Origin of the sequence: Rhodococcus sp. NPDC060090 (assembly GCF_042729855.1) — a bacterium.
Taxonomy (GTDB): Bacteria; Actinomycetota; Actinomycetes; order Mycobacteriales; family Mycobacteriaceae; genus Rhodococcus.
Genome location: NZ_JBHWXB010000004.1, coordinates 174,179 through 190,740, shown reverse-complemented (window position 1 = coordinate 190,740; position 16,562 = coordinate 174,179). Strand labels below are relative to the sequence as shown.

Here is a 16,562-nt window from a genome sequence, read left to right as displayed (position 1 = left end):
GGCGAGAACTACAAGCCCACCGCGCGACGCCACCAGGGTTGCCTGGTCTGCTGCGCAGCAGGCGGTGCTGCTTCTCCCGATGGACACAGGGTGAAACTCCACACCTGGATGTCGCCCGGATCGGGTTCGTCGTCGCCGCGACCGACATACCGGAAGCCGAGCCACGCGGCGTTGGCGGCTTCGACGAGGCGGCGGGGATGGAACGGCAGCGCTTCGGGATGCGGAACGGCCCCGGACGGCCATCGCATGGGGTGTTCGCCAGACCAGTACGGACGTTCCCACACGAACGGGATGCCTTCGTCCTCGTAGAACTCGATCGCTCCGGCGCCGAATGCGCGCCGGAGCGTGCCTCGCTCCCATGCGCCGAACGAACCCCACCCTCCGGCGGCGTCGGACACGATCAGGTAGGTGTTCTCGGAGGCGAGTGTGTGCAGCCACTTGTCGCCCACCGCGGAGGGACGCCGATGGGCGAGTTCGCGGCTGCACACCACGGTGACACCGGGAAAGCTGCCGACGAAGATCGTGTTGTCGTCGAAGTCGGCATCGTCGGCTCCCTTGCCCGCAGCCACCTGGGTGAGTGTCGCGCGACCGACCGCTGTGGCGTGCCGATCGGGATGCAGCCGCGCGAGTACAGCGTGCGCGGTATCGCGGTCGGGAGTCGAATTACGCAGTACTGCAGCAGGATCCGGGGCGTCGACGTACCAGAGCGTCGACACGACCGCCGCCATCGGCTCGGCCTCAGGCGCGTCCGTTGCTGCGGACGCCGAGCAGTACGTCGTCCCACGACGGTAACGCGGGCTTGCCACGCTTGTCTTTGTTCGCGCTCGCTGCCGGCTTGGTCGCCGCGGCCGCGTCGGGTTCGTGGTCGGCGACGACGGGAATCGTCCGTGCTGTCTCGGCCGCGTGGGCTTCGTGGTCGGCGGGCTCCGGCTGCCGGTCGATGACGACCGCGTCGGCCGGCGCAGCGACGAACCGTTCGGGTTCGGTCTCCATCGTGTCGTCGGTGTCGCGCGAGGAGTACACCGGCGTCAGGTAGCGGAGAGGACGACCGCAATCCGGGTCGACGAGATCTGCGGCGATGTCGTCGAGTGCGGCGATGGTGCCGCCGTGCGCATCGGGCTGGTAGCGCCAGTGCGCAGCATTGGTGGAACGACCGGCCTGCCACTCGAGTTGAGCGACCCAGTGCCCGTCGTCGTCGCGCCATGCATCCCAGGTCGCGTCGTCGAGGTTGTGTCCGCGTGAACGGAATGCCTGCGAGACGATCTCGAGGAGCGTCTGCACCGTGGGGCCGTCGGGACGCACCGGATGACCCTTCTGTGCCATCTCGGCCGCGCGGGAACGCTCGAGCAGTACCGGATACGCGAAACGCTCGACCTTCGAGAGCGGGATCCCGGCTTCCTCGGCAACTTGCTCGACCGACGCGCCGGCCCTGATGCGGGCCTGGATCTCCCGCGGGCGGAGTGCGCTGGCGGTTTCGATCTGGATCTGCCCCAGTCGGGCAAGGTCGCCGCGCGAAGCGGCACGAAGTGTGTCGTCGACCGGAATGCGAAACTTGTCCCCCGTTGTGGGGTCCGCGAGCACCACATGCTTAGCATCCGGCTCGAGACCCACCACCTTCAGTTCTCGCACACTGACCTCCTCGCGCCGGCTCGCGATCGACTTTCCCGAGATTATCGGAGTTGTCCTCGATCCGGGCGGTCAACACGCCGCGCCACGCCGAGTGGGGTCACAAGAAATGCTCTCGGGGGCGTTATGGTCCTAAGTTTGCCGATTATGTCTCGATGTGCGGTTGAGGGTTTCGGGGATGGTGCGAGGGCCGGACCGCGTATGGGTCCGGCCCTCGTGTGATCAGCGCTGTGAAGTCAGGGCTGTGCAATCAGGGCTGTGGAGATCAGAGCTGGGAGACGACCCAGTCGATGCTCTTGGTCAGCTGCGTGATGTCCTCGGGATCGATCGCCGGGAACATGCCGACGCGCAACTGGTTCCGGCCGAGCTTGCGGTACGGCTCGGTGTCGACAATGCCGTTGGCGCGCAGGATCTTTGCGACCTTTGCCGCGTCGACCGACTCGGTGAAGTCGATGGTGCCGACCACCTGCGACCGCAGAGCCGGGTCGGTGACGAAAGACGTGGCGAACTCGGAAGCCTCGGCCCACTCGTACAGACGCGACGACGAATCCTTCGTGCGCGCGACCGTCCAGTCCAGCCCGCCGTTGCTGTTCATCCACTCGATCTGGTCGGCGAACAACAGCAGCGTCGCGAGCGCCGGAGTGTTGTAGGTCTGATCCTTACTGCTGTTGTCGACAGCGATCGGCAGCGACAGGAACTCCGGCGTGAACCGGCCCGACGCCTTGATCTCGGCGACACGCTCGAGCGCAGCTGGGCTCATCAGCGCGATCCACAGGCCGCCGTCGGCCGCGAAGCACTTCTGCGGCGCGAAGTAGTAGACGTCGGTGTCGGCGATGTTCACAGGCAGACCACCCGCGCCCGACGTGGCGTCGATCGCGATCAGCGCGTTCTCGGAGCCCGCGGGACGCGACACCGGCACAGCAACACCGGTCGACGTCTCGTTGTGCGCCCAGCCGATCAGGTCGACGGACGAGTCGGCAACGATCTCGGGAGCCGAGCCCGGATCGGCGCTCACGACGATCGGGTCGCCGATGAACGGGTTGTTCTTCGTGACGGTCGCGAACTTCGACGAGAACTCGCCGTACGTGAAGTGCTGCGAACGCTCGCGGACCAGGCCGAATGCGGCGGCATCCCAGAACGCGGTGGTGCCGCCGTTGCCGAGCACGACCTCGTAGCCCTCGGGCAGCGAGAAGAGGTCGCGCAGACCGGAGCGGACACGCGCCACGACGTCCTTGACGGGCTTCTGGCGGTGGCTGGTGCCGAACACCGAAGCGCCGACATCTACCAGCGACTGCAGCTGCTCGGGGCGGACCTTGGAGGGGCCGCAGCCGAAGCGGCCGTCGGCGGGCTTGAGATCGGCGGGAATGATCGGTGAAGCGTCAGCCATCGGAAAGCGTGTCCTAAGCGTCGAGGGACAAGTGCAGGAAGTAGTCTAAACCGCCCTGCGCCGCCGATCACCGATGTGTGATCGAATCCCATCCCGCGACCGTCTCGGCGGAACGCGGATCGGGACCGGTGTAGATCGCTGCCGGACGCACCAGCTTGCCGAGCTTCTTCTGCTCGAGAATGTGCGCGCACCAGCCGCCGGTACGGCCGCACGTGAACATCGCGGGCATCATCGCGGCGGGAACCTCGGCGAAGTCCAGGATGACCGCAGCCCAGAATTCGACGTTCGTTTCGATTGCGCGGTCGGGGCGACGCTCACGCAGCTCGGCGAGTGCGGCCTGCTCGAGAGCGGCAGCGGCCTCGTAGCGGGGTGCGTCGAGTCGCTTGGCGGTAGCGCGCAGGACACGGGCGCGGGGATCTTCCGCGCGGTACACGCGGTGGCCGAAGCCCATGAGCTTCTCTTTGCGGTCGAGGATCCCCTTGACCATGGCGCGCGGGTCGCCGCTGCGCTCGGTTTCCTCGATCATCGGCAGTACGCGTGCGGGTGCACCGCCGTGCAAAGGGCCGGACATCGCACCCACGGCGCCCGACAGGGCGGCCGGGGCATCGGCGCCGGTCGAGGCGATGACGCGGGCGGTGAACGTGGAGGCGTTCATGCCGTGTTCGGCGGCGGACACCCAGTAGGCGTCGATGGCCTCGACGTGCTTCGGGTCGGGCTCGCCTTTCCAGCGCACCATGAAGCGTTCGGTGACGGTCTGTGCCTCGTCGACGCGGGCCTGCGGTACGGCCGGCTGGTAGATGCCGCGTGCCGATTGCGCGACGTACGACAGGGCCATCACGGCCGAGCGTGCGAGGTTGTCGCGGGCAGTGGCGTCGTCGATGTCGAGCAGCGGGGAGAACCCCCAGATGGGTGCGAGCATGGCGAGGCCGGCCTGCACGTCGACGCGTACGTCGCCGGTGTGGATGGGCAGCGGGAACGGTTCGGCGGGGTGTAGTCCGCGGCCGAATTCGGCGTCGACGAGCAGTGCCCACACGTCGCCGAAGGTCACGCCTCTGCCGACGAGTTCTTCGATATCGACACCGCGGTATCGCAGCGAGCCACCGTCTTTGTCGGGTTCGGCGATGTCGCTGGTGAAAGCCACGACACCTTCGAGTCCGGCAACGAAGTCTTCGGGTACGGGCGCGTGTGATGCCATGACGGTCTGGCTTCTCCTCGTTCAGGTGCGGCCCGGTCCGGGCTGCACTGCCGGTGCAATGAGTTCGTCGTCTTGTGATCGGCAACTCATTCGGTCGTCGTGAGGAACTCTAGTCGCCCGCGACCCTGTACGACCGGCCGGACCGGCCCGAGTACTCGGAGTATCTTCACATCGTGCAGCAGGATCCGCAGAACCCGTTCGCGTCGATGCGTGTGAACTACACACCGTCCGCTCCGGTGGAGGAGTCGCCGGACATCGATCTCGGTCCCGGAGACCTCGATGACGGCTGGCTTCCGTGTGCACGACGCTGGCTGGCGGCCGCGGTATCCGCAGGTGTTCCCGAACCGAACGCCATCGTCCTCGGCACCGTCGACGAACTCGGCCACCCCGCGACCCGAACGGTGCTGTGCAAAGGAATCGACACCGACGGCGTCACCTTCTTCACCAACTACGGCTCCGACAAAGCACGCCACCTCGACGCGGTGCCGTACGCATCGGCGACGTTCGTGTGGCTGCCGCTGCACCGGCAGATCAGTATCCGGGGCCCGGTCACCCGTGTCTCGGCCGAGGAGACACAGACCTACTGGCGGACCAGGCCGCGCGGCTCACAACTGGGCGCGTGGGCGTCTGCGCAGTCGCAGCCCGTTGCGTCGCGCGCAGACCTCGATCACGCGCTCGTCGAGGCCGGTGAGCGGTTCGGCATCGACGACGACATTCCCGTGCCCCCGTTCTGGGGTGGCTTCCGGATATCCCCGGACTTCGTCGAATTCTGGCAGGGCAGACCCAACCGGATGCACAACCGCGTGCGTACCAGGCTCGTCGACGGCCGGTGGCATACCCAGCGGCTGCAGCCGTGATTCGAGTGTGCAGTTGTTGTCGCGACACGCCGGGCGGATTCAGAACAACTGCACACTCGACATGTTCGGCGCACGCAGTTCGGTGACGGCGATCCGCGCGGCCTCACCGATCGCCGCGTCGACTACCGGAAGAGATGGTTCTGCGCGGGCAGCGCGCGTGAACACCGCGACCGCCACCGGGTGCTCGCCGGGGAATTCGACGACCGCGACCTCGTTGCGGATGATGCCGATCGTGCCGGTCTTTCCCGCGATCATGACCCCGCGATACGGAAAGGCTGTCGCGATGCGATGGGGCCAGATCTGGCTGCGCATCACGTTCTGAACGAAACTCGTCTGCTCGGCGGAGAGCACCTCACCGGCCCACACCGCGGCCAGCAGTCGCGTCATCTCCTCGGGAGTGGTGGCGCTTGTGAACGCGGGGTCGTAGGCCGAAACCGACCACGCTTCGTCGTTGTCGGTCAGGGCCTTGAACGCCTCGACTGTGGTGTGGCTGTCCGTCTCCTCGACCAGTCTTCGGTATATGTCCGAGGTGCCGCCCACGATGTTCGTGTGCTCGAGGCGGAGTCGGGCGAGCATGGCGTGGACCGCGGCGGTGCCGATCTCACCGAGCAGCACGTCGGCGGCGGCGTTGTCGGAGACGGTCATCATCGACGCAGCGATATCGCGCCTGCTCATGGTGACCGGATCACGCATGGTCGCGATGCCGGTCGCGCCAGGCGTGCACTCCGACGGCACGATCCGCAACTCGGACGTCGGATCGATCCTGCCCGCATCCACCTCTGCACAGAACGCGAGGAACAACGGCAGTTTGTACACCGAGGCGAGCACCACCCGCTGGTCGCCGCGCACCGACAACACGGCGTCGTCGTCCGAACACCGGCGCGCGTGCAACCAGCCGCTGCACCCGGCGTCGGCGAACACCGCCTGGATCCGATCGGCAGCCGTGCTCATTTCACTCGCTCCCGGAACAGAACGCGATCGATCGCCGCGACGTGCCGGTCGACCTCGGCGCCGGGACGCCACACGACGCGCACACGCAGAGCGATGGCATCCGGCGCGAGAGTCAGCCACGCGACACCGGGAACCGAGCGCGGGGGCGCAGTGGATATCCCGAAGTGCATGCCAGCGGCGACCGCAGCAAGTGCCGTCCGGTCGTCAGGGACGGTTGTTGCGTCGATGTCGAGACCCCGTTCTCGCAGAATGTCCTGTGTGGAATCGAAACTCGCCGGGTTACCGGTTCGAGGAAGCGCCGCGAACGACAGGTCGGAGAGCATCGGGAAGCGGGGACGTTCCGCTCGGGCGCTGCGGTGCGCCGCAGGCACGATCACCCATCGCGGCACCTTCGTCACCGGTCCCGCCTCGACGCCGTCGAGGAGCGCGGGGTGTTCGACGACCGCGAGGTCGCACATGCCGGACCGGACCGCGGCCACCAGATCGACCGTGGAGGACACCTCGGTCGAGACCGTCACGTCCGGTTCGGTGCGCAGCGCTGCGGCGCACGCGGTGAGTGTCCGGTCGGGGAGGGTAGCCGTTGCACCCCAGCGAACGACGCCCCGCGCCTCCGAGATGCGTTCGGCTTCGGCGAGGAATCGCTCGGAGTCGTCGACGAGCAGCCGTGCACGGGGGAGTAGTGCGGTGCCGGCGGCGGTCAGTACCGCTCCTTGCCGGGTCCGGTGCACCAGATCGGTGCCGATGTGCTGCTCGAGTCGTCGAAGCCCTTGCGACAGAGGGGGTTGTGTCATGTTCAGCGTGGCTGCCGCGCGCCCGAAATGCCCTTCTTCCGCGACGGTGACGAAGAAGCGGAGGTGGCGGATCAGATCCATGACGCCATTGAACCAGCGTCCGCGCCGCGGCCGGCGGATCGGTGTCCCGGGTACCCGGTGTTCGCGACTTCCGGGTCGCCCACCAGCGGCGATACTTTTTGCGACCCGCTCCCGGCACGTGCGGATATTGGCGGCCCGCGTCGCTCGGGTGCTGTGGTGATGGCATGAACCAGCATCGAACGACACTGTCCCGCAGAGGTTTTCTCTCCTCGACTCTTATGGTTGCGTCGATCCCCGTCGCGGCAGCATGCGGAACACCGAGCGCCGAGACCGCTCCGGACCAGGCCCCGGCCGGTGCAGTACCCGAGATGACGATCCGCTCGACCGCGCTCGACGAGCGCCTCACCGAGCTCGAAAATCGGCACGCGGTGCGTCTCGGGGTTCTCGCGTATTCACCGGACAGTGGCCGTACCTACACGCATCGCGGCGACGAGCGGTTCGCGATGTGTTCGCTTTTCAAGGTCTACGCGGCAGCGGGCATCCTGCAACTCGAATCCGAAGGACGGCTCCGGCTCGACGACACCGTCGTCATCGAACCGGGCGATATCGTCGTGAACTCGCCGGTGACCTCCGAACATCAAGGCAGGGTGATGACCGTCGAGCAACTCTGTGAGGCTGCGCTCACGCGTAGCGACAACACCGCAGGCAACCTCCTGCTGCGACAGATCGGCGGACCGCCCGCGGTCACCACGCTCGCGCGCTCGGTGGGCGACGAGACGACGCGCCTCGACCGGTGGGAACCCGAGCTGAACGATGCCGTGCGCGGCGATGAGCGCGACACGACGACCGCGGAGGGGCTGGCGCGCGGCTATCGGGAGCTGCTCCTCAGCTCGACGCTCGACCCGGCACGTCAACGCATGCTCACGGGATGGATGCGCGCGAGCAGCACATCCGACACGAAGATGCGTGCGGGGCTCCCGTCGGGCTGGGTAGCCGCAGACAAGTCCGGGGGAGGCTATTACGGCACCGTCAATGACGCCGGAGTCGTCTGGTCGCCGGATGGCGAGCCGTTGGTGCTGGTGATTCTCTCCGATTCCACGACGGGGGACGTCGATGCTCCCTTCGAGAACGCCCCGATCGTGGATGCGACGGCCGCGCTCGTGGCGGAGCTGCGGGTCGCGCCCTGATTCGGAGACGTTGAACCGGCAGGCCGAATCGGCCGTGGAGACTGTGCCCGGCAGGCACACTGATGATCATGTCCGAGCCGCTCCACCACTCGATCCGAGGTGGCGGATACCGTGCCACGGTGTCCGGTACCGGTGCCGCACTGCTCGCACTCGACTACGACGACCCCTCGTACATGCAGGGATCGGTGCAGCCCTACCGGCTGGTCGAGACCCCCGGCGGCCACGAGCCCCCACTGAACTACGGCGGCGCGGTGCTCGCACCGTGGCCCGGCGGCATCCGCGACGGGCACTTCTACTTCGATGGAATCGAGCATCAACTCGCCCTCACCGATTCCGAGCGGGGCGCCGCGGTGAACGGTCTCGCCTGGTATCGGAGCTGGGAGGTCTCTGCGCTCACCGATTCGAGGATTCAGCAGACGCTGGAAGTGGGGCTGCACAAGGGCTGGCCCTACCAACTGCGGTTGACGGTCGCGCATGAGCTGGGCCCGGATGGTCTCACCGTCACCCACACTGCGACGAACGTCGGCGGGTACCACTCGCCGTTCGGGGTGGGGGTGCGCCCGTACCTGCGGGTCGGCGACATCCCGCTCGACGAGTGCACGCTGCAGGTGGCAGCCGGGACGAGAATGCCGCTCGACCGCGCGCGGGCCTTGCCCGCTGCATACTCGCAGTCCGTCACGAACACCGAGTACGACTTCACCCGGCCGAGGTCTCTGGAGGGTGTGCACCTCGATGTTCCCTTCAGTGCTCTCGACGCGGATCTCGACGGCAACTCCCGGCACCGGCTGTGCGGAGCGGACGGCCGAGGAGTCGAACTCTGGACCGGTCCGGGCTTCGGATGGCTCCAGGCGACGACGATCGAGGACGCCGAACCCCGTGCGCTCGTGCTCGCCCCGATGACGTGCCCACCCGACGCGTTCAACCTCGGCATCGACCTGCTGGTCCTGCAGTCGGGAGAACGGTGGAGCGGACGATGGGGACTGCGAGGATACGAAGCCGACAGATGAGTTCTGCCGCACGCCGCGTACGATCGGTGCTGGTGAGCGGTGTGCAGCGACCTCCCCCCTGGGATTCGGAGGAGGAAGTCGAGCTCCCGTCGACGGTGGGTGTGACGCACCGTTCCGGGACTTTCGACCGACCCTGCCTCCGCGCTGCGGCCACTGAACCGTTAGGTTCTACGTGAATGTTCGGAAGTTTCTGGTAGGTCTGAGCTTGAGAGGGATCCTTCGTGCCCGCTGAGAATGACACACAGCCCACCCTCAGCTACCCCGGTGGCGAGCACACAATGGCTATCGCCAAGGCGACGGAAGGCAATGACGGCATCGAGCTCGGCAAGCTCCTTGCGGACACGGGGTACACCACCCTTGATCCCGGTTTCGTCAACACCGCCTCCACCAAGTCGGCGATCACATACATCGATGGCGAGAAGGGAATCCTGCGGTACCGCGGATACCCCATCGAGCAGCTGGCGGAGAAGTCGACGTTCATCGAGGTCAGCTACCTGCTGATCTACGGTGAGCTGCCGACCACCGACCAGCTCGATGTCTTCACCGATCAGATCCGCCGGCACACGCTGCTGCACGAGGACCTCAAGCGCTTCTTCGACGGATTCCCGCGCAACGCGCACCCGATGCCGGTGGTCTCGAGTGCCGTGAACGCGTTGTCCGCGTACTACCCGGACTCACTCGACCCGGACGACACCGAGCAGGTAGAGCTGTCGACGATCCGTCTGCTGGCCAAGCTGCCGACGATCGCTGCGTACGCGTACAAGAAGTCCGTCGGTCAGCCGTTCCTCTACCCCGACAACTCGTTGTCGCTGGTCGAGAACTTCATGCGCATGACGTTCGGGTTCCCGGCCGAGCCGTACGAGATCGACCCCGAGATCGCCAAGGCGCTCGACATGCTGCTGATCCTGCATGCCGACCACGAGCAGAACTGCTCCACCTCGACGGTTCGGCTGGTCGGCTCGTCCGACGCCAACCTGTTCACCTCCATCTCGGGCGGAATCAACGCGTTGTGGGGCCCCCTGCACGGTGGCGCCAATCAGGCCGTGCTCGAGATGCTCGATCAGATCAAGCTCTCCGGCGGTGACGTCAGCGAGTTCGTGCGCAAGGTCAAGAACAAGGAAGACGGCGTGAAGCTCATGGGCTTCGGGCACCGCGTCTACCGCAACTACGATCCGCGTGCTGCGATCGTGAAGAAGACCGCGGACAAGATTCTCAACAAGCTCGGCGCCGGCGACGAGCTGCTCGAGATCGCGATGAAGCTCGAAGAAGCCGCGCTGACCGATGAGTACTTCATCGAGCGCAAGCTGTACCCGAACGTGGACTTCTACACGGGCCTGATCTACCGGGCGATGGGATTCCCGGACCGCATGTTCACCGTGCTGTTCGCGCTGGGTCGCCTGCCGGGCTGGATCGCGCACTGGCGTGAGATGCATTCGGATCCGACTCTGAAGATCGGCCGCCCGCGCCAGATCTACACCGGTTACACCGAGCGCGACTACCAGGGACTCGACGCACGCTGAGTGCCATCCACCATGAGTGAGACGATCGACCGTTCGACGAGGGAGTTAGACCTATGACCAAGCCGGAGATCGAATTCCAGGAGGGGCCTGCCCCCACCGAACTGGTTGTCAAGGACATCACCGTCGGCGACGGGGCAGAGGCTGTTCCGGGCGCAATCGTCGACGTCCACTACGTGGGTGTCGAGTACGACACGGGCGAGGAGTTCGACTCGTCGTGGAGCCGCGGTGAGTCGATCCGCTTCCCGCTCGCGGGTCTGATCGCCGGTTGGCAGGAAGGCATCCCCGGTATGAAGGCAGGCGGGCGCCGCCAGCTGACGATTCCCCCGGAGCTCGCGTACGGTCCGGCAGGGTCGGGGCACCAGCTGTCCGGCAAGACCTTGGTGTTCATCATCGATCTGCTCGGCGTCCAGGTGCCGCCGGAGCCGCCGGTGATCGAGAAGCCCGAAGGTCCGGCCCCGACCGAGCTGGTCGTCGAAGACATCGAGATCGGCGACGGTGCCGAGGCTCAGCCCGGAGCCACCGTCGACGTGCACTACAAGGGCGTCGAGTTCGACACGGGCGAGGAGTTCGACTCGTCGTGGAGCCGCGGCCAGTCCGTCGCCTTCCCGCTCGCTCGCCTCATCCCGGGCTGGCAGCAGGGCATCCCCGGCATGAAGGTCGGCGGACGTCGCAAGCTGACGGTACCGCCGGAGCTCGCGTACGGTCCGGCCGGATCCGGTCATCAGCTCGGAGGCAAGACCCTGGTGTTCGTCATCGACCTCATGGGCACCAACTGATCCGCGCAGCGCGCTGATACACATCTGAACGCAGGCCCCGCATCCATGGTGATGCGGGGTCTGCGCGCATTTCCCGGTCGTTTCTGCCGTTGGAGGGGCCGGTCAGCGGTGCTCCCACTCGCCGTTGATGCGACACACGAAGTCGCCGCTACGGGTGCCGGTCCGGACGTACTCGACCTCGACGTCCCCGCGGTGGTTCTCGACGAAGACGGCGCAACCTCTCTTGTGATCGTCGTCGTGATCGGACATCGAATCGGCGGCGGCGGTCGCGGTACCGCCGAGTAGCGCTGCGGCGATCATGAAGGTGGCGGCGAAAGCTTTGTGGTGCTTCGACATTCGGTTCTCCTGGGCCGGGTGTGGTGACTGGAACAAGAATGCGTCGTAGGACGCGTCGGTCGAACCCGCCCCAGGGGTGGGTTCGGCGCACCCGGTGGGTGATCATCGACAGCATGGAGAACGCGGACGCCTCACCGATCCACATCGTGCGAGACTCGTACTCGGCCAGATCGCGGGAGTATGTCGATCTCTTCGGCACCATCGGCTCGACACACCCGTGCGATCAGGCCCTGGTGCGCAGCTGGGCAGACACACTGACAGGCCGGGTGCTCGACGCCGGATGTGGTCCGGGGCAGTGGACAGACTTTCTGGCTCGGTGCGGATCTGCGGCGAGCGGGATCGATCTGGTGCCCGAATTCGTCGACCGCGCTCGCAGCGAGTATCCCCAACTCTCTTTCGAGCTCGGACGGTTCGAGAAATTGAACGCGGCGACAGGATCGCTGGGCGGGGTGCTGTCGTGGTATTCGCTCATCCACCATGCTCCGGCGGACATCCGAATGCCGCTCGCCGAGTTCGCGCGCGTGATTCGGCCGGGCGGCGCATTGCTGGTGGGTTTCTTCGAAGGACCGGCCGTCGAGGCCTTCGACCACGCCGTGACCGCTGCGTATCGATGGCCGGTCGAAGAACTCGGCAGAGAACTCGCTGTGGCCGGCTTCGAGGTGACCGAAGCCCACACACGAACGGCAAGCGGTCACAGACCGCACGGCGCCATCACTGCACGTCGGCAGCCTGTGTAGGCGTCAGGACCTTTCGAAGAATTGCGCCAGCCGCCGATGCCTGTGCGCGAACAAAGTGGCAATCACGCGGCGCGCGACCGCCTGAGCACCCGGAATCCGCGACAACGGAATGCGGAGTTCGAACGTGAGCCGGTCGTGCACCCGCGTGCTTTCCGGCGATAGCGGATCCAGTGTGCGTTCGTGCTCCCAGCGTCGCATGAGCATCATCGTCGACTTCTCGTGGAATCGGCGGCCGGGTTCGAACTCGGCGATGGTCAGGTGGTCGTACTCCACCGGCAGTACGCCGAACAGCAACAGCGGGACCCGGGCGATCGGGCGCCCTATGGGAACGGTGTCCTCGGTGAGTGTGTGGGCCCAGCGGGGCATGCGCATCGCGAGTATCGGCGCAAGCTCGTCGTTGATGCCTTCTGCGCTCGTGACACGCGCCCACACAACGGTATTCGGCGCATCGACGATCGACTCGTGCTCGACCACGATCTCATCGCTCATCGGTTCTCCGTATCGAACCTCGACAGAACATTGCGTCTGCTGGACATCATGCACGCCCGTTGGTGTACTGGGATGGTTCTGAAGAACACGGTGTTCGACTCACGAAGTAACTGCAACTACGAACATAAGGATCGTCCGTGCCCGCTCCCGTCCTGTCCCGTCGCGACCTCGACTTCCTGCTCTACGACTGGCTCGACGTCGGATCGCTGACGTCGCGGGAGCACTTCGCCGAGCATTCGCGCGACACGTTCGATGCCGTCCTCGACCTGAGTGCCGATCTTGCCACCAAGCATTTCGCGACGCACAACAAAAAGGCCGACGCTCAGGAGCCTCGGATCGGTGAGGACGGCGTCGTGGAGATCATTCCGGAGGTGAAGGACGCCCTGGACCTGTTCGCCAAGGCCGGGCTCATCGCAGGCGGCTTCGACGAGTCGCTCGGCGGAATGCAGTTGCCGATGACATTGCTGCGGGCATCGATGGCATGGTTCCAGGCGGCGAATGCCGGAACCTCGTCGTACCCGTTCCTCACCGCGGCCAACGCGAGCCTGCTCGTCACACACGGCAGCGAGGATCAGATCGCGACGTTCGTGCCGCCCATGCTCGAAGGCCGATTCTTCGGCACGATGTGCCTGTCGGAGCCGCAGGCGGGGTCGTCGCTGGCCGACATCACGACCAGGGCTGTCCCGGCCGACGACGGCACGTACCGGATCACCGGAACGAAGATGTGGATCTCCGGTGGAGATCACGAGCTGACCGAGAACATCGTCCACCTGGTGCTCGCGAAGATTCCCGGCGGTCCCGCCGGGGTCAAGGGCATCTCGCTGTTCATCGTGCCGAAGTTCCTGGTGAACGACGACGGCACGCTGGGCGACCGCAACGATGTCGCGCTGGTGGGCCTCAACCACAAGATGGGCAACCGCGGCACGACCAACGCGCTGCTCAACTTCGGCGAGGGCGCCGTCACGCCCGGTGGAGAAGCCGGGGCCGTCGGCTACCTCCTCGGTGAGCCCCACAAGGGCCTGCAGTACATGTTCCACATGATGAACGAGGCGCGGATAGGCGTCGGGTTCCTCGCGACCTCACTGGGCTACGCGGGTTACCTGCAGTCGCTCGACTACGCGCGCACCCGCACTCAGGGGAGGCCGCTCGGGGCGAAAGATCCGGCGTCGCCGCAGGTTCCGCTCATCGAACACACCGACGTCCGACGCATGCTGCTCGCGCAGAAGTCGTATGTCGAGGGTGCGATGGCTCTTGGGCTGTACTGCTCGAAGCTCGTCGACGAACAGCGCACTGCGAGCGACGATGATGCACGAGCCAAGGCCGGTGTGCTGCTCGACGTGCTCACCCCGATCGCGAAGTCCTGGCCGTCGCAGTGGTGTCTCGAGGCCAACAGCCTCGCGATTCAGGTTCTCGGTGGTTACGGCTACACCCGTGAATTCGACGTCGAACAGTACTACCGCGACAACCGGCTCAACCCCATTCACGAGGGTACACACGGGATCCAGGGCATGGATCTACTGGGACGCAAGGTCGTCATGCAGGGCGGGGCCGGACTCGTACTTCTCGGTGAGACGATCGGCGCCACCGTCGACAAGGCGCTCGCGTCCGGCGGCGACGTGGCCGAATACGCAGCGCAACTGAGTACCGCGACCGACCGTGTCGCGGCGACGACTGCAACTTTGTGGTCGAACGGAGATCCGTCTGTAGCACTCGCGAATTCGTCGGTGTATCTCGAAGCGGTGGGCCACGTCGTGGTGGCCTGGATCTGGCTCGAGCAGCTGCTGGCGGTGGGGGAGCGTGAAGGCGACTTCTTCGATGGCAAGCGTGCAGCGGCGCGGTACTTCTACCGTTTCGAGCTGCCGAAGACCGGCCCGCAGTTCGATCTGCTCTCGAGCCTCGACCGTACGACGCTCGACGTCTCGCCGAGCGTGTTCTGACCCTGCGTCACCAGGTCACCGAGAGCGTGTCGCCCACACGCAGGGAGTACCAGCGGTCGGCGTAGTCGTCGAACCGGGCGACGATCCGCTCGACCAGCGGGGGAACTGCGTCGTCCGTCATCGACGGCGGCAGTTCCCCCGCGTGGCCGCGTCGGTACTCCCAGACGGGTAACGCCACCCCGACGAGCTCCTCGGATCGGGCCATGTCGGCCTTCTCCTGCGGAGACATCTTGGTTGCCTTGATTTTTCGACGGCGCGCAGCCTTGGTGCGTTCTGCGGGGTCGGCGGGCCAGAACAGGCCGTTGTCGCCGGCAGCGAGTTGCCCGAAGACGCCGAGCGGAATGCCTGCCTCGATTTCGGCGAGGAGGTGCAGCAGGTCGTGCGGGAGATAGGGGTGACCGCCGGGGCCGTTACGAGGAGCGAGTGCCGCGCCGGTCTCGCGGTGTACGGCGATCTCGTAACTCGTACCGGGCCCCTTGGTGAATTCGACGCGCATGCCGTGCAGAGTAGATGACGGCACTGGGCGCGCGCACGCGACTTTCGGTGCTGCTCGGCCGTCAGTCGGTCATCCGCGCGATCAGCAATTTCAGGGCGTGACGCACCGTCTGTGCCAATACGTTTTCCGGGTCTCCGTCGAAATGCTGTTCTTCGGAGCGTGTTCCGGTGTGCCCGGTTGTTGCGAAACACACCGTGCCCGGCGCGCGTCCGTCCTGTGGTTCAGGACCGCCGGCGCCGGTGACCGCGACGACGATATCGGCGTCGAGCAGACGTGCTGTGGACTCGGCCATCACGCGCGCTGCCGACTCGCACACGACCGGGCCTTCGGGGACATCGAGCAATCCATGTTTGACGGATCGCGAGTAGGCCACGATCGCGCCGCGGAACCACCCGGAACTGCCTTCGGCCGCTCCGAGTCGCGCCGCCAGGGTGCCTGCCGTCAAGGATTCCGCGCATCCGATCGTGACGCTGCGATCGGATGCGAGCGTTGTCAGTTCGTCGATCAGTGCATCGGAGAGATCGGTGCCTTCGACGACATCGTGATCGTGGTCCATCGGTGCCATTCCGTTCTCGTCGGCCTCAGCGCTTCGCTGCGAGCCGGTTGACGACGACACCGCTGTCGAACACGCGGCTTTCCGTCAGTTCGAAGTAGCGCGGCTCGAATCCGGTTCGGAACAGCGGGATCCCGTTTCCCGCGACGATCGGATTGACTTTCAGAATCAGCTCGTCGATCTCGGGGAGCAGTTCACCTGCGAGTGTCGCGTCACCGCACAGCCAGATTCCCCTGCCGTCCTGCTGCTTCAGATTACGGACGTATTCGAGTGGGTCGGTCGAGACGAGGGTGACGGTGTCGTCCGGAGCCTCGGTCAGAGTCTTCGAGAAGACGTACTGCTGAAGATGCGGATAGGCGCTGGTGAGGCCGGCACTGAGCGACGGTTCCCATGTGCGTCGACCCATCACGACCGCGTCGAAGTGCTTGCCCGGCGCAGTGACCTCGAGCTGGTCGCGCACGTGCACGGGCAGAGTCTCGGGGTACTCCTCGATCAGGTGATACATGTGATCGCCCTCGACCGGGAAGAATTCGAAGCCGCCGGACGGATCGCCAATGAATCCGTCCAGTGTCGTCGCGACGTAATAGGTCAGTGTGCGCACGCAGTCCTCCTCGAAAGTGGGTACAGACCGAGACCTGATCGAACAGCCACGCTAGAACGAGAATGCCCCCGATGCCAGCACATTCGGCCTGTTTC

General features: G+C 65.9%; 18 protein-coding genes and 1 pseudogene. 8 read left to right on the top strand and 11 right to left on the bottom strand.

Features of this window, described 5'->3' with window-relative positions; translation table 11 throughout:
- Window positions 1–8 precede the first annotated feature (8 nt).
- From ACFWCF_RS07445 to ACFWCF_RS07430, 4 genes are all read right to left on the bottom strand, one after another.
- The gene (locus ACFWCF_RS07445; RefSeq protein WP_378559106.1) at window positions 9–728 is read right to left on the bottom strand and encodes a DUF6928 family protein; all 720 of its coding nucleotides are present in this window, start codon (window positions 726–728) and stop codon (window positions 9–11) included.
- Between the two features lie 10 nt (window positions 729–738).
- Window positions 739–1,629, bottom strand: coding sequence for a septation protein SepH (gene sepH, locus ACFWCF_RS07440; protein WP_378559103.1), 891 nt, complete (start codon window positions 1,627–1,629; stop codon window positions 739–741).
- Between the two features lie 262 nt (window positions 1,630–1,891).
- Window positions 1,892–3,013: a phosphoserine transaminase gene (gene serC / locus ACFWCF_RS07435; protein ID WP_378559100.1), complete on the bottom strand. Its 1,122-nt coding sequence runs from the start codon at window positions 3,011–3,013 to the stop codon at window positions 1,892–1,894.
- 67 nt (window positions 3,014–3,080) lie between these two features.
- Complete coding sequence (locus ACFWCF_RS07430) at window positions 3,081–4,208, bottom strand: citrate synthase 2 (RefSeq protein WP_378559097.1); 1,128 nt, start codon at window positions 4,206–4,208, stop codon at window positions 3,081–3,083.
- Window positions 4,209–4,381: 173 nt separating this feature from the next.
- On the opposite strand from ACFWCF_RS07430, the gene pdxH reads away from it, so the two are divergent.
- A complete protein-coding gene (gene pdxH / locus ACFWCF_RS07425) occupies window positions 4,382–5,065 on the top strand; it encodes a pyridoxamine 5'-phosphate oxidase (protein ID WP_378559094.1) in 684 nt (227 codons plus the stop codon).
- 39 nt (window positions 5,066–5,104) lie between these two features.
- On the opposite strand, the gene ACFWCF_RS07420 is transcribed toward pdxH, so the two are convergent.
- Both ACFWCF_RS07420 and ACFWCF_RS07415 read right to left on the bottom strand, forming a co-directional pair.
- Window positions 5,105–6,016 carry a serine hydrolase gene (locus ACFWCF_RS07420; protein WP_378559090.1) on the bottom strand — a complete coding sequence of 304 codons (912 nt, stop codon included), beginning with the start codon at window positions 6,014–6,016 and terminating at the stop codon, window positions 5,105–5,107.
- A complete protein-coding gene (locus ACFWCF_RS07415; protein ID WP_378559087.1) occupies window positions 6,013–6,888 on the bottom strand; it encodes a LysR family transcriptional regulator in 876 nt (291 codons plus the stop codon). Before ACFWCF_RS07415 ends, ACFWCF_RS07420 begins: the two co-directional genes overlap by 4 nt.
- 218 nt (window positions 6,889–7,106) lie before the next feature.
- On the opposite strand from ACFWCF_RS07415, the gene bla reads away from it, so the two are divergent.
- The 5 genes and pseudogenes from bla to ACFWCF_RS07390 all read left to right on the top strand — a co-directional run bounded on the left by bla (window position 7,107) and on the right by ACFWCF_RS07390 (window position 11,318).
- Window positions 7,107–8,015, top strand: coding sequence for a class A beta-lactamase (gene bla, locus ACFWCF_RS07410; RefSeq protein ID WP_378559084.1), 909 nt, complete (start codon window positions 7,107–7,109; stop codon window positions 8,013–8,015).
- A 68-nt stretch (window positions 8,016–8,083) separates the two neighbouring features.
- Complete coding sequence (locus ACFWCF_RS07405; RefSeq protein WP_378559081.1) at window positions 8,084–9,022, top strand: aldose epimerase; 939 nt, start codon at window positions 8,084–8,086, stop codon at window positions 9,020–9,022.
- 221 nt (window positions 9,023–9,243) lie between these two features.
- Window positions 9,244–10,542, top strand: coding sequence for a citrate synthase (locus ACFWCF_RS07400; RefSeq protein WP_378489197.1), 1,299 nt, complete (start codon window positions 9,244–9,246; stop codon window positions 10,540–10,542).
- Window positions 10,543–10,595: 53 nt separating this feature from the next.
- Window positions 10,596–10,943, top strand: a pseudogene (locus ACFWCF_RS07395) (FKBP-type peptidyl-prolyl cis-trans isomerase); the annotation flags it as partial.
- Window positions 10,944–10,952: 9 nt separating this feature from the next.
- A complete protein-coding gene (locus ACFWCF_RS07390; protein WP_378489306.1) occupies window positions 10,953–11,318 on the top strand; it encodes an FKBP-type peptidyl-prolyl cis-trans isomerase in 366 nt (121 codons plus the stop codon).
- Window positions 11,319–11,420: 102 nt separating this feature from the next.
- On the opposite strand, the gene ACFWCF_RS07385 is transcribed toward ACFWCF_RS07390, so the two are convergent.
- Complete coding sequence (locus ACFWCF_RS07385) at window positions 11,421–11,654, bottom strand: hypothetical protein (RefSeq protein WP_378559077.1); 234 nt, start codon at window positions 11,652–11,654, stop codon at window positions 11,421–11,423.
- A gap of 113 nt (window positions 11,655–11,767) precedes the next feature.
- On the opposite strand from ACFWCF_RS07385, the gene ACFWCF_RS07380 reads away from it, so the two are divergent.
- Window positions 11,768–12,391 carry a class I SAM-dependent methyltransferase gene (locus ACFWCF_RS07380; protein ID WP_378559074.1) on the top strand — a complete coding sequence of 208 codons (624 nt, stop codon included), beginning with the start codon at window positions 11,768–11,770 and terminating at the stop codon, window positions 12,389–12,391.
- Window positions 12,392–12,394: 3 nt separating this feature from the next.
- Here ACFWCF_RS07380 and ACFWCF_RS07375 read toward each other — a convergent pair whose 3' ends face one another.
- Window positions 12,395–12,880, bottom strand: coding sequence for a hypothetical protein (locus tag ACFWCF_RS07375; protein ID WP_378559071.1), 486 nt, complete (start codon window positions 12,878–12,880; stop codon window positions 12,395–12,397).
- A gap of 137 nt (window positions 12,881–13,017) precedes the next feature.
- On the opposite strand from ACFWCF_RS07375, the gene ACFWCF_RS07370 reads away from it, so the two are divergent.
- On the top strand, window positions 13,018–14,817 hold the full coding sequence (locus tag ACFWCF_RS07370; protein WP_378559068.1) for an acyl-CoA dehydrogenase: 1,800 nt from the start codon (window positions 13,018–13,020) through the stop codon (window positions 14,815–14,817).
- A 7-nt stretch (window positions 14,818–14,824) separates the two neighbouring features.
- Here ACFWCF_RS07370 and ACFWCF_RS07365 read toward each other — a convergent pair whose 3' ends face one another.
- The 3 genes from ACFWCF_RS07365 to ACFWCF_RS07355 form a co-directional block, all read right to left on the bottom strand.
- On the bottom strand, window positions 14,825–15,313 hold the full coding sequence (locus ACFWCF_RS07365) for a hypothetical protein (protein ID WP_378559065.1): 489 nt from the start codon (window positions 15,311–15,313) through the stop codon (window positions 14,825–14,827).
- Window positions 15,314–15,374: 61 nt separating this feature from the next.
- The gene (locus tag ACFWCF_RS07360) at window positions 15,375–15,869 is read right to left on the bottom strand and encodes a CinA family protein (RefSeq protein WP_378559426.1); all 495 of its coding nucleotides are present in this window, start codon (window positions 15,867–15,869) and stop codon (window positions 15,375–15,377) included.
- 25 nt (window positions 15,870–15,894) lie between these two features.
- On the bottom strand, window positions 15,895–16,467 hold the full coding sequence (locus ACFWCF_RS07355; RefSeq protein ID WP_378559062.1) for a dihydrofolate reductase family protein: 573 nt from the start codon (window positions 16,465–16,467) through the stop codon (window positions 15,895–15,897).
- Window positions 16,468–16,562: the final 95 nt, after the last annotated feature.

Excerpts from the sequence above, each read along its gene's own strand:
- ACFWCF_RS07405 (WP_378559081.1), top strand. The coding sequence starts at position 8,084 with ATGTCCGAGCCGCTCCACCACTCGATCCGAGGTGGCGGATACCGTGCC.
- ACFWCF_RS07365 (WP_378559065.1), bottom strand. The coding sequence starts at position 15,313 with ATGCGCGTCGAATTCACCAAGGGGCCCGGTACGAGTTACGAGATCGCC.
- ACFWCF_RS07380 (WP_378559074.1), top strand. The coding sequence starts at position 11,768 with ATGGAGAACGCGGACGCCTCACCGATCCACATCGTGCGAGACTCGTAC.
- serC (WP_378559100.1), bottom strand. The coding sequence starts at position 3,013 with ATGGCTGACGCTTCACCGATCATTCCCGCCGATCTCAAGCCCGCCGAC.
- ACFWCF_RS07360 (WP_378559426.1), bottom strand. The coding sequence starts at position 15,869 with ATGGACCACGATCACGATGTCGTCGAAGGCACCGATCTCTCCGATGCA.
- ACFWCF_RS07375 (WP_378559071.1), bottom strand. The coding sequence starts at position 12,880 with ATGAGCGATGAGATCGTGGTCGAGCACGAGTCGATCGTCGATGCGCCG.
- ACFWCF_RS07420 (WP_378559090.1), bottom strand. The coding sequence starts at position 6,016 with ATGAGCACGGCTGCCGATCGGATCCAGGCGGTGTTCGCCGACGCCGGG.
- ACFWCF_RS07415 (WP_378559087.1), bottom strand. The coding sequence starts at position 6,888 with ATGGATCTGATCCGCCACCTCCGCTTCTTCGTCACCGTCGCGGAAGAA.
- bla (WP_378559084.1), top strand. The coding sequence starts at position 7,107 with ATGGTTGCGTCGATCCCCGTCGCGGCAGCATGCGGAACACCGAGCGCC.
- ACFWCF_RS07430 (WP_378559097.1), bottom strand. The coding sequence starts at position 4,208 with ATGGCATCACACGCGCCCGTACCCGAAGACTTCGTTGCCGGACTCGAA.
- ACFWCF_RS07385 (WP_378559077.1), bottom strand. The coding sequence starts at position 11,654 with ATGTCGAAGCACCACAAAGCTTTCGCCGCCACCTTCATGATCGCCGCA.
- ACFWCF_RS07445 (WP_378559106.1), bottom strand. The coding sequence starts at position 728 with ATGGCGGCGGTCGTGTCGACGCTCTGGTACGTCGACGCCCCGGATCCT.